10 protein-coding genes are annotated in these 11,563 nt (G+C 52.3%); 3 read left to right on the forward strand and 7 right to left on the reverse strand.

Annotated features, from left to right (window positions below; translation table 11 throughout):
* Positions 1 to 76 precede the first annotated feature (76 nt).
* From ispH to ribF, 5 genes are read right to left on the reverse strand one after another with little or no spacing between them, the layout of a single operon-like run.
* Positions 77 to 1,027 (reverse strand): 4-hydroxy-3-methylbut-2-enyl diphosphate reductase, encoded by a 951-nt coding sequence (ispH, locus tag J5224_RS01950; protein ID WP_264623755.1) that lies wholly within the window; start codon positions 1,025 to 1,027, stop codon positions 77 to 79.
* A complete protein-coding gene (gene fkpB / locus J5224_RS01955) occupies positions 1,008 to 1,481 on the reverse strand; it encodes an FKBP-type peptidyl-prolyl cis-trans isomerase (RefSeq protein WP_264623756.1) in 474 nt (157 codons plus the stop codon). Before fkpB ends, ispH begins: the two co-directional genes overlap by 20 nt.
* Entirely contained in the window at positions 1,478 to 1,990 is a 513-nt protein-coding gene (gene lspA, locus J5224_RS01960; protein ID WP_264623757.1) for a signal peptidase II, read from the reverse strand. The genes fkpB and lspA overlap by 4 nt, the downstream gene beginning before the upstream one ends.
* The gene (gene ileS, locus J5224_RS01965) at positions 1,990 to 4,803 is read right to left on the reverse strand and encodes an isoleucine--tRNA ligase (RefSeq protein WP_264623758.1); all 2,814 of its coding nucleotides are present in this window, start codon (positions 4,801 to 4,803) and stop codon (positions 1,990 to 1,992) included. Before ileS ends, lspA begins: the two co-directional genes overlap by 1 nt.
* A 43-nt stretch (positions 4,804 to 4,846) precedes the next feature.
* A complete protein-coding gene (gene ribF, locus J5224_RS01970) occupies positions 4,847 to 5,788 on the reverse strand; it encodes a bifunctional riboflavin kinase/FAD synthetase (protein WP_264623759.1) in 942 nt (313 codons plus the stop codon).
* 390 nt (positions 5,789 to 6,178) lie between these two features.
* Here ribF and rpsT point away from each other — a divergent pair, with 390 nt between their 5' ends.
* The 3 genes from rpsT to J5224_RS01985 all read left to right on the forward strand — a co-directional run bounded on the left by rpsT (position 6,179) and on the right by J5224_RS01985 (position 8,918).
* Positions 6,179 to 6,439, forward strand: a complete 261-nt coding sequence (rpsT, locus tag J5224_RS01975) for a 30S ribosomal protein S20 (protein ID WP_222158249.1) — start codon at positions 6,179 to 6,181, stop codon at positions 6,437 to 6,439.
* A gap of 229 nt (positions 6,440 to 6,668) precedes the next feature.
* Complete coding sequence (locus J5224_RS01980) at positions 6,669 to 8,303, forward strand: hypothetical protein (RefSeq protein ID WP_264623760.1); 1,635 nt, start codon at positions 6,669 to 6,671, stop codon at positions 8,301 to 8,303.
* Between the two features lie 129 nt (positions 8,304 to 8,432).
* The gene (locus tag J5224_RS01985; protein ID WP_264623761.1) at positions 8,433 to 8,918 is read left to right on the forward strand and encodes a hypothetical protein; all 486 of its coding nucleotides are present in this window, start codon (positions 8,433 to 8,435) and stop codon (positions 8,916 to 8,918) included.
* A gap of 562 nt (positions 8,919 to 9,480) precedes the next feature.
* Here the strand turns inward: J5224_RS01985 and J5224_RS01990 are convergent.
* Positions 9,481 to 10,101, reverse strand: coding sequence for a hypothetical protein (locus tag J5224_RS01990; RefSeq protein ID WP_264623762.1), 621 nt, complete (start codon positions 10,099 to 10,101; stop codon positions 9,481 to 9,483).
* Between the two features lie 319 nt (positions 10,102 to 10,420).
* Positions 10,421 to 11,557 carry a molecular chaperone DnaJ gene (dnaJ, locus tag J5224_RS01995; protein WP_264623763.1) on the reverse strand — a complete coding sequence of 379 codons (1,137 nt, stop codon included), beginning with the start codon at positions 11,555 to 11,557 and terminating at the stop codon, positions 10,421 to 10,423.
* Positions 11,558 to 11,563 lie beyond the last annotated feature (6 nt).

Here is an 11,563-nt window from a genome sequence, read left to right on the forward strand (position 1 = left end):
TTCGAAAAAGGTGAAAATTCAGGCAAAAAAATAGCAGGGATATTACCCTGCTAGTTTCACCCGTCTCATTCCCGTATCAATCGATCTGCTTCACGTCCACACGCAGCTCTTTCGGTACTTCAAAGACAATGTTCTCTTCACGGCCTTCCAGCTCGAGCGCGACTTTTCCCCCGAAGGATTTAAGGCGTTCAATCACCTGCTGAACCAGAATGTCCGGCGCAGAAGCGCCCGCCGTCACCCCCACGCATGTCGCATCGCTGAGCCAACGTTCCTGAATATCATTCGCTGAGTCGATAAGGTAAGCGGGGATGCCCGCTCGCTGGGACAGCTCAGCCAACCGGTTGGAGTTGGACGAGTTTTTCGACCCCACCACCAGCACAACGTTGGCGCGTTCCGCCAGATAACGCACCGCTTCCTGACGGTTCGTGGTGGCGTAGCAGATATCGTCTTTACGCGGGCCGATAATTTTTGGGAAACGCTCACGCAGTGCATCGATCACCGCAGAGGTGTCATCTACTGACAGCGTGGTTTGCGTCATAAAGCAGAGGTTACCCTCATCTTTAACCTGCAAATTCCACACATCTTCCGGCGACTCTACCAGATACATGCCACCATCGTCGTTACTGTACTGCCCCATGGTGCCTTCTACTTCAGGGTGGCCCGCATGACCGATCAGGATAGCTTCCACCCCTTTACGGCTGGCACGCGCCACTTCCATATGGACCTTGGTCACCAATGGGCAGGTGGCATCAAAGACGGTCAGATCGCGATTCTTCGCCTCCGCCCGTACTGCCTGGGACACGCCGTGCGCAGAAAAAATCAGGATCGCGCCATCAGGCACTTCGCCAATCTCTTCAATAAAGATCGCACCGCGGTCACGCAAGCCATCGACCACATAGCGGTTATGCACCACTTCGTGGCGCACATAAATCGGCGTGCCATAAATTTCCAGCGCACGCTCGACAATGCTGATTGCGCGATCGACGCCCGCGCAAAAACCACGCGGATTAGCCAGTAAGATTTGCACGCTCAACCTCCTGCGCAACAGGGTCGATATCCATCACCTCAACATCAAAACTTACGTGATGACCCGCCAGCGGATGATTGAAATCGACCGTAATCGATTCTTCCGCCACTTCACGAATCACGCCGGGCATGTCATTTCCCGCCACGCCGCTGAACAGCATGATGGTGCCCACGTCCGGTACGCCGGTTTCGGCAAAATCGCGGCGTAGGAAGAACTGAATCAAATCTGGGTTGGACGGCCCGAAGGCCGATTCCGGTGGCAACGTGAAACGGTGTTTATCTCCCCGGCGCAAGCCGAGGAGTTGCTGTTCCAGTGCCGGAGACAGGCTTTCATCGCCCAGGCGAAACAGCGCGGGCTTACCCCGTTCACGGGTCGATTCCGCAACGCTGCCATCTTCCAGCGTCAGCACAAAATGCAGCAGTACGGCGCTGGTATTCTGTACGCTTTGCGTCATACCTGCCCCTTCGGCTTGGCCGAGGCATCATGAGGTGCCAGAAAGCCTTCCAGCACCACCAGACCTGCCCCGATACAGATAGCCGTATCCGCCAGATTGAACGTCGCGAAGTGCCAGTCACCGACATAGAAGTCAATGTAATCGACCACAAAACCGTGCCAGGTTCTGTCGAACAGGTTCCCCAGCGCACCGCCGATAATCAGCGCATAGGCAATATTACTCAGCTTCTGATCGGCGCGGTTGCGGTACATCATCACCAACAGCGCCACCACGATCATGATGGCAACACCGGCAAAGAACCAGCGCTGCCAGCCGCCTTTATCTGCCAGGAAGCTAAACGCTGCACCGTAGTTACGGGCATAGTGCAGGTTCAACGAGGGGAACAGCGCCCAGGTTTCACCCAGTTCAAAATTCGCCAGCACCCAGTATTTGACGCCAAGATCCACCGCTAACACTACCAGCACCAGCCACAGCCAGCGCAACCCGCTTGAACAGATCGATTTATTCATCAGACAAATTTACGCTCTTCGCCATTACCGCCCACATTCGTGGCACAGCGTCCGCATACCTCTGGGTGTGCAGCATCCACACCGATATCGGACTCATAGTGCCAGCAACGCGGGCACTTGTGCCCATCCGCTTTGCTTAAGGCAATTTTCAGGCCAGAGAGTTCACTCGCCTGCGCATCCGCCGGGGCATCTTCATAGCGTTCAACCCGAGCCTTGGAGGTCAGCAATGCAAAATGCAGTTCCTGTTGCAAACGGCCCAGCTTCTCGGACAGCGCTGCATCGGCATACAACGTTACCGCCGCTTCCAGCGAACCACCAATACGCTTGTCGTTACGCGCTTGCTCAATCACCTTGTTCACTTCGGCACGCACTTTCAGCATGTCAGCCCAGAACGCATCGTTCAGGGTTTCTTCTTCAGCCAGCCCGAACAGACCGTCATACCACTCTTCGGTAAACACGTATTGTGCGCGTTCGCCCGGCAGGTAGCCCCAGACTTCATCGGCGGTGAAGGACATGATCGGCGCCATCCAGCGGACCAACGCTTCCACAATATGGAACAGCGCAGTCTGGCAGCTACGGCGCGCCACGCTGTCATGCTTGGCGGTGTATTGGCGATCCTTGATGATGTCCAGATAGAACGAGCCCATTTCGATGGAGCAGAACTGCATCAGGCGTTGCACCACACGGTGGAAATCGTAGCTTTCATAGGCTTCAACAATCTCTTGCTGTGCGGCTTGTGCGCAACCTACGGCCCAACGATCCAGCACCACCATCTCTTCCGGTTTCACACTGTGCAATTCCGGGTCGAACCCGTTCAGGTTCGCCAGCAGGAAACGCGCGGTATTGCGGATACGACGATAGGCATCAGCAGAGCGTTTGAGGATTTCATCGGACACCGCGATCTCACCAGAATAGTCGGTGGAACCGATCCACAGACGCAGAATATCCGCACCCAGCTTGTCCATCACATCCTGCGGCGCAATGGTGTTGCCGATGGATTTAGACATTTTGCGGCCCTGACCATCGACGGTGAAGCCGTGAGTCAGCACCTGACGATACGGGGCTTTACCCTTGATCGCCGTAGAGATCATCAGCGAGGACATGAACCAGCCGCGATGCTGGTCAGATCCTTCCAGATACATATCGGCAGCATGCCCAGCAAATTCCGGGCGCACATCCACCACTGAAGCGTGGGTTGATCCGGAATCGAACCACACATCGAGCGTGTCCGGCACTTTGACATAATTGGCAGCATCAGCGCCCAGCAGATCGGCCGGATCGAGATCCCACCATGCCTGAATGCCGTCCTGCTCAACGCGTTTAGCCACCGCTTCGATCAGCTCCGGTGTGCGCGGGTGCAGTTCTTCAGTCTCTTTATGTACAAACAGCGACATCGGCACGCCCCAGGTACGCTGGCGTGAGATACACCAGTCTGGGCGGTTGGCAACCATGGCCTCGATGCGCGCCTGACCCCAATCAGGGATCCACTGTACGCCTTTGATTTCAGACAGCGACTGCTGACGCAGCCCTTTTTGGTCCATGCTGACGAACCACTGTGGCGTGGCACGGAAGATGATCGGCGACTTGTGACGCCAGCAGCACGGATAGCTGTGTTGCAGTTTTTCCACATGCAGCAACGCGCCGCTTTCACGCAGCATATCAACGATGAGGTCATTGGCTTTGAAGACGAACTTGCCGTCCAGATTCGGGTGCGTACCCGGCAGATAGCAACCGTTCGGTCCCACCGGGTTGGCGATTTCGAGCTGGTATTTCTGGCTGATGACGTAGTCATCCGGGCCATGGCCGCCCGCAGTATGCACCGCACCGGTACCGGCATCCAGCGTGACGTGGTCGCCCAGAATCGCAGGCACATCGAAATTCAGGAACGGGTGGTTGAAACGCAACAGTTCAAGACTGGAACCCTTGCACTCGCCCAGCACGGTCCAGCGTGTTACGCCCAAGCGCGCCATCACGCTTTCCACCAGATCGGCGGCCAGAATCAGCGCTTTACCTTCGATTTGCACGAGTTGGTAAACGAAATCCGCATTCAGTGAGATCGCGCGGTTTGCGGGCAGCGTCCACGGGGTGGTGGTCCAGATAACCAGTGCAATCGGGCCTGCAACAGAAGCGACACCGAATTTCGCCGCCACAGCTGCCGCATCGACGGCAGTAAAAGCGACATCAATAGACGGGGAGGTTTTGTCGTAATACTCCACCTCGGCTTCCGCCAGTGCAGAACCGCAATCGGCACACCAGTGCACCGGTTTAGCCCCTTTGTGTAGATGCCCGTTGTCGATGATCTTGCCGAGGGCGCGAATGATATTCGCCTCGGTGTTGAAATCCATGGTCAGGTACGGGCGATCCCAGTCGCCCAGCACACCGAGGCGGATGAAGTCTTTCTTTTGCCCTTCCACCTGCTCCGCCGCATACTTGCGGCAGGCCTGACGAAATTCAGCCGCGCTCACCTTCTCGCCCGGCTTGCCAATCAGTTGTTCGACTTTCAGTTCAATTGGCAGACCGTGGCAGTCCCATCCCGGTACGTACGGCGAATCATAGCCAGCCAGCCCTTTGGATTTGACAATAATATCTTTCAGAATCTTGTTAACTGAGTGACCAATGTGAATGTTGCCATTCGCATACGGAGGGCCGTCATGCAGAATGAAGGTTTTCTTGCCCTTTTTCGCCTGACGAATAATTCCGTACAAATCCTGTTCATACCAACGTTTCAGCATGTCAGGTTCACGCTTGGCCAGATCGCCACGCATCGGGAACCCTGTTTCCGGCAAATTCAGGGTAGTTTTGTAGTCACTCATTAGATTCTCGATTTAGTTTCGGCCATACCTTGGGGTATGAATATTACACCGGTGCTGCTAACCCGAAAAACGTCCGGGCCGTCACCACATCCTCGGCGATTTGCTGCGTCAATGCCTCTAGCGACGCAAACCGCTGCTCATTTCGTATTTTCTTACACAACGCCACTTCTATATGACGCCCGTACAGATCCATGGCGACATCCAGCAGGTGCACTTCCAACTGCTGGCGTTTATCGCCGTCTACCGTTGGTCGGGTACCAATATTGGCGACGCCGGGAAACGGCGTCGGGCCCAGGCCGTAGACTTCAACGGCATACACGCCACTGACCGGCGATACCTGGCGTTTCATCGGCAGATTCGCGGTCGGAAACCCCAACGTTCGGCCCAGCGCTTTACCGTGCACCACGCGCCCGGAAATACTGTAGGGGTGGCCCAACAATTCCTGCGCCAGAGGCAGATCGTCATGCAGCAAAGCGTCACGCACTGCGGTACTGCTTACGCGCCTACCGCCATTGCAGAACGTCGCCGTGCTGATAACCTCGAAGCCATGGGCACGCCCTGCCTCCTGTAATAACAGGAAATCACCGCTGCGACCAGCCCCGAAACGGAAGTCATCCCCGACAACGAGGAATTTCACACCCAGTTTTTCCACCAGAAGGTGACGCACAAAGTCTTGCGCATCGTGCGCAGCGAACGCCGCATCAAACTTCACGCACAATAGCGCGTCAACGCCTGCGCGCGCCAGATAGTTCACCTTGTCACGCAGTCGGGTAAGCCGTGCAGGCGCCTGATCGGCTGCAAACAGTTCGAGCGGCTGCGGCTCGAAAGTCATCACCATCACCGGCAGACCACGCGCCATCCCCTCCTGCTTGAGTCGCTCAAGCAGCATTTGATGCCCACGGTGTACACCGTCAAAATTGCCGATGGTGAGCACACAACCATAATGGCGTGCCCGGAGATTGTGTATACCGCGGATTAGCTGCATGGCGACTCAGGAACAGTTTGGTTAACGATATGGAAATCGGCGGATTATACCTTGTACAGCGGTTAAGGTTAAGGCGCGATTCACGCCTTTTGTCACGCAATTGCTCGGTAGAGCCTACCGCGCTCTCCCCGCATTGCCCCGACGGCGTTGCTTCGCGTGAGCAAAAATTCCTCTTTCTTATCAAAAGTTCGTCAGGTAAACGCGAATTTCTGTCGGGAAACGCTGTATTCCCGAGCGCGAAGCTGTTAAAATCCTGCGCCATCACAACGTAACAAGCGTCGGCGTACAAACGGCGCTTATTTGCACAAATCCATTGACAAACGAAGGCTAAACGGGCATATTCCTCGGCCTTTGAATTGTCCTCGATAGAATATATTTGGGAGTTGGACCTTGGCTAATATCAAATCAGCTAAGAAACGCGCCGTACAGTCTGAGAAGCGTCGCAAGCACAACGCTAGCCGTCGTTCCATGATGCGTACTTTCATCAAGAAAGTATACGCCGCGATCGCTACTGGCGATAAAGAAGCTGCACAAAAAGCGTTTAACGACATGCAACCGATTGTGGATCGTCAGGCTAGCAAAGGTCTGATCCACAAGAACAAAGCATCTCGTCATAAATCCAACCTGGCTGCTCAGATCAACGCACTGTAATCATTACTTGCGTAGACATCTGTCTTCCTCGTTGTAAGAAAAAACCGGCTCTGGCCGGTTTTTTTGTTTCTACGCATTCAAAGCATATCCCGCATGTTTCCCCTAGCGTTACCTCGCCCTTACCCTCTCCTTATGATGATTCAATCTGTAAGGCGCTTTTTTTATAGTCGAAATTAACCGCTACTTTATGCTGGCGCGCATACAGCATCCAGAATTCATGAGGTTCTCTATGGTAGCGCCAGTAGCCAAAAAATCTTCCCCCATCATTTTGACAAACCATGAGCCAAAAACACAACAAGCGGCACTGATAACATCACAAAGCCCCCCTGGGTTAAACGCCTTGAACGGGCTTGGCAACAGAGCACAACTCGCCAACGTGCCGAGCGGCAAACCTGCTACAGACGGGGTGATACCGCAGCCCAAAAATAACGCGTTAGTACAGTTTATCAACCCCTTCACGCAGTGTATCAATGTGCGTGCGATGGCTATGTTTAATCAGTCAAAACAGGCCGCAGCTGCGTCTCAACCCCCGGGTACAGGGCAACAGGCTCGCGCAGCAAAACCAACCCATGCGCATTCCGCTCGACAAAAAATCATGGCTACCCTCGCACGCGAAGCTGAGCAGCAGATCAATAAGAGTCATTTACGGAAACTGGACACAGGAAAACGATTGACCCGACAGGCCATCTCGGGGCCGATTATGGGTCGACCACCCACGCAGCATACGGCAACCGCACTGGTAACCAACACCATCAGCCGGGAAGCACTGACAAAAGCCAAAACCCTTGTCGATAGCGCCGTAACGGAATTTGGGATTGTTGAAAAGGGCATGGCAGATAGCCACTATGCCAGCCAGGCAATCGACTCAGCCCTGTGCGCTATCTATAGCAACCATAAAGACAACTTCTTAAAGCGTCTGGAACACAGCGCCAAACCCGTTCAGAGCCAACTGCTCAATACCCTTCCCGCTGATGCGCAACAGGAAATTCGGCAGGCGCACTCCCATGCTCAAACATCGCAGCCACAGCAAGCCCAGACAAAAGTCACCGGTGCGTTGGACAAGCTAGAAAAAATAAAAGACAAACCGATGGTGAAAGCGTTTGGCATGAGCCACATCGTCACGCTGTTGCAGAAAGGGATAGTCAAAATGGCGGGTCGCAGTTTGCTCAGGAACAGTCTGCAAGATACGGTTGCCACGGCCTATCAGAAGGGATGCAATGTCAGTCTGGCCACGGGATCGCTACAGGCTCTTGATGCCGTAACGCAAAAAATTACTCAGCATCAACGGGGTTCCGCTGACGCACGCGCAAATAATATGCCGTATCCACACACGGAGCTTGAAATCGTTAGCCACGAAGCGGTGCTGAATCATCTGTTAAAAACCAAAGGCCACGCACGCCATGATGGAAACGTTCTCTCAGCCGCTGCGCAAATTGCCTACCATAAAGGATTGTGTGACGGCATTCGTAATGCCTACCTACATACCATAGGCAGCGCCGCACAGGACGCAGGGCTTTCAGGCAACGCTCCACAGCGTGATAAAGCCTTCACGCCGACGGGCGCTGGCGCGAATCCGTATATCAGACCAATGCTAGACGCAGTAACTCGACACTATCCCGATGCCTTGATGAACCCGGAAATTAAAGACCAACTGTCAAAACATGCGCACAATCGGCTAATGGCAGAAATAGAGACGTTATCAAAGCATTTAAAACCCAAGCTTGAGAGCTTTCCATCCTCGGATAGGGATAACGACTCGGCGTTGAAAGTTAAATTACAAAACTTAGTGAAATATTCTCCCGACAATTTCGACGATAGTCTGGTGAAGATATCTGAACGTTTTGAAGGGGGCATCGCTTATTAACGCTATGGATTCAGCGGATTATTAAAGCGGTACAATTTTCACTCAATTAATATTTCATTTAATTTTTAAAAATTAATCTCGCTTTTAGGAGGCCATATGCGAGCCATATCAAGTAACATTGGCACATTGATGAAAAAGTTCATGCCCCCCTTACCGCCAGCATCGACAAAAAACACGTCTACTGGCAGTATAAAACATGATTTTCAAAAAGCGTCAAACATTGCAATAAAGTTTATACCTTCAGACAGTTTCGTGAGAAAACACGGTAAACTCCTACAGGATCTGAATAGCCGTTTAGCAGCAGGTCGCCCTTTGCCGATTAAAAAGCCTCTCATTGCCACACCTGCGCCAACATCTGTCTCGCTGAGCACATTCACGCCGCCAGCGCCGATAAAACCGGGTCAAATGGGGATGCCGCCGCCACCGCCGCCGATGCCACCCGCATCGTATGTACCGCCAAGAATCATTCAGACGGATACTGTAAGTACAGCCCCAGTGGTACGTGAAAAGAAAGGTATAAAACCTGAAACGACACCACAATATAACTCAGTCATGGATGAACTCAAAAAGAGACTGGAAGCTTCATCCCTTAAAATGCAGACCGTAAACCACTAAACTTCATCAAGAAATAAATATGGCGCGAAATCTCGCGCCATTGTTGAGAAAGACCATTACCTGGAAAAAATAGCGTTATTGCTTCCTTAGCAATATAGTATCCATCAAGATAACCATCGCGGCCCCTATTTCCATATTCACCTTCATAAGATAGGTGTCTGGCAACAATGTAATCCTTACCCTTATATTTTATATAATAAGGATGCACCAAGCCTTCAACGGGCAATATTCTTGTCGTCGTTTTCTTTTCGATATCGGTTTTCCAAACGCAGGCAACACCACCATCATTATCAAAATAGAACGAATTTTTATCCCCCCACGTATAACGACGATCGTAAGCCCATTGCGATGATTTATTATCATTTGGATCTAATTGAGGAAGAAAAACATCAACACCGAGATCGGGCCGTTCTGATGGGAAATAGTAAATACTGTCCGTTGCCGCAATACGCCATTTTCCATCGGGAGAACCACCTCGGCTGGTGCAGGTGTCAATACCACAATATCCCGTCCACGCCCCCCCCCCTTCCTCATCGTAATCTCTGACGGTGGTTGCAGGGACTTATTTAGGGGCTGATAGCCCTTTATCAGATACTTCTATCTCAAATTGCTTTTCATAATGGTAATCACCGCGACCGTAACTGATGGAATAGCTAAGGATATTGTCGTCCGTGACATGATAGCTCACCACCGGGGTATATACGGTGCTCATCTTGTAATCAAAAAGCGCAACCAGCGTTAAGTCATTGCGGTGAGGTGCCGCATCGGTGTACATGTAGATTTTGGTATTGGTCGAATTCGCCACCGCAAAAAATATGGCTAAATCACCATTGATAATCCGATGCGTTAACAGACGCCAGTAACCATCATTACTTTTATCATACTGCCGTACCTCACCGTGAAAACGAAACAGCCTTTTTATCTTCCACGGCGCTTCCTCAATGGCGAACCCCGACGCGGTTTTCATCCCTTTTTCTAACGGTTTATCCAGCCATTTGCCAAATAAATTTTGGACAGAGGAAAATGGATGAACCATTTCAAGATAGCGAATCTGCTGCTGGTATTCAGATTTTATGCAGTCAACGTTAGTGCCGCACGCATTTCTTTGTGCCAGCCATTCGCGTTGTTCCCTCATTAGAGAACCTTTAGCAACGCTATTCTCCATCGCGATGGTATAACGCATTCGCAATGGAGTCGATACCGCTCAGCGCAGGCGTACTGCATATTGTTTTTTCAGTTTCATTGAGGTTTTCGAGCGAGCAGTTAAATCCGGCGGCCTGAACATTTGCATAGCAGGCTACCAGTGCCGAAAATAACACTATTTTTCCCAGTCTCATTATTTTCCCTAATTATTTCCCTATAAAATCCAATGATATCGGCTCAAATAAGTCATTAGCAAGCGTAGGGATATCGGTTTAATCGATGAGGGCCATGTTGATGGGAACGATGGACATAAAAAAACCGGTGATGCATCACCGGCTTTTTTGCTTGATCCTGTAACCTTAGCGGGTCAGATCATCGAAAAACTTCTTCACACCATCAAAGAAACTTTTAGAGCGAGGGCTGTTTTTCTCTCCAGAGGGCCCACCAAAGCTCTCTTCCAGCTCTTTTAGCAGTTGCTTCTGGCGCTCATTAAGATTAACCGGCGTTTCAACCACCACGCGACACAGCAGATCGCCCTGCGCACCGCCGCGTACCGATTTCACACCTTTGCCACGCATGCGGAACAATTTTCCGGTTTGCGTTTCCGCTGGCACCTTCAATTTCACACGGCCATCCAGCGTCGGCACTTCAATCTCACCGCCCATGGCAGCCATAGCAAAGTTGATGGGAACTTCACAATAGAGATTGTTCTCTTCACGCTGGAAGATAGGATGCTGTTTTACCTGCACCTGAACGTACAGATCGCCCGCAGGTGCACCGTGCTCTCCAGCCTCACCTTCACCGGACAAGCGGATACGATCGCCTGTATCCACGCCCGCAGGGATTTTCACCGACAGCGTTTTGCTGGTTTCAACGCGACCATGACCATGACACTTGTTGCAAGGATCTTTGATTATCTTGCCACGACCATGACAGTGCGGACAGGTTTGCTGAACGGTAAAGAACCCTTGACGCATCTGCACCTGACCATTGCCATGACACGTTGGGCAGGTTACCGGCGAGCTGCCCGGTTTTGCGCCACTGCCATGGCAGGAGTCGCACTCTTCAAGCGCCGGAATGCGGATCTCTTTGGCGACGCCACGAACCGCTTCTTCCAGCGTCAACTCCATGTTATAGCGTAAATCGGCCCCGCGGCTGGCACGTTGACGACGTCCACCGCCGAAAATATCGCCGAATACGTCGCCAAAGATATCGCCAAAATCTGCGCCGCCGAAACCGCCAGGTCCGCCGCCGCCGCCCATACCGCCTTGTTCGAACGCGGCATGACCGTATTGATCGTAAGCCGCCCGTTTCTGCGCATCCGTCAGAATTTCATAGGCTTCTTTGATCTCTTTAAATTTTGCTTCAGCGTCTTTATCACCGGGGTTACGGTCCGGGTGAAACTTCATCGCCAGGCGCTTATAGGCCTTTTTGATCTCTCGCTCATCGGCGTCTTTGGCAACGCCTAGCGCTTCGTAATAATCTTGCTTCGCCATGTTTTT

The organism is Candidatus Symbiopectobacterium sp. NZEC135 (assembly GCF_025962695.1).

Coding starts and splice junctions, on each gene's coding strand:
- J5224_RS01985 (WP_264623761.1), top strand. CDS start 8,433: ATGAAAAAGTTCATGCCCCCCTTACCGCCAGCATCGACAAAAAACACG.
- J5224_RS01980 (WP_264623760.1), top strand. CDS start 6,669: ATGGTAGCGCCAGTAGCCAAAAAATCTTCCCCCATCATTTTGACAAAC.
- ribF (WP_264623759.1), bottom strand. CDS start 5,788: ATGCAGCTAATCCGCGGTATACACAATCTCCGGGCACGCCATTATGGT.
- ileS (WP_264623758.1), bottom strand. CDS start 4,803: ATGAGTGACTACAAAACTACCCTGAATTTGCCGGAAACAGGGTTCCCG.
- J5224_RS01990 (WP_264623762.1), bottom strand. CDS start 10,101: ATGCGTTATACCATCGCGATGGAGAATAGCGTTGCTAAAGGTTCTCTA.
- dnaJ (WP_264623763.1), bottom strand. CDS start 11,557: ATGGCGAAGCAAGATTATTACGAAGCGCTAGGCGTTGCCAAAGACGCC.
- fkpB (WP_264623756.1), bottom strand. CDS start 1,481: ATGACGCAAAGCGTACAGAATACCAGCGCCGTACTGCTGCATTTTGTG.
- lspA (WP_264623757.1), bottom strand. CDS start 1,990: ATGAATAAATCGATCTGTTCAAGCGGGTTGCGCTGGCTGTGGCTGGTG.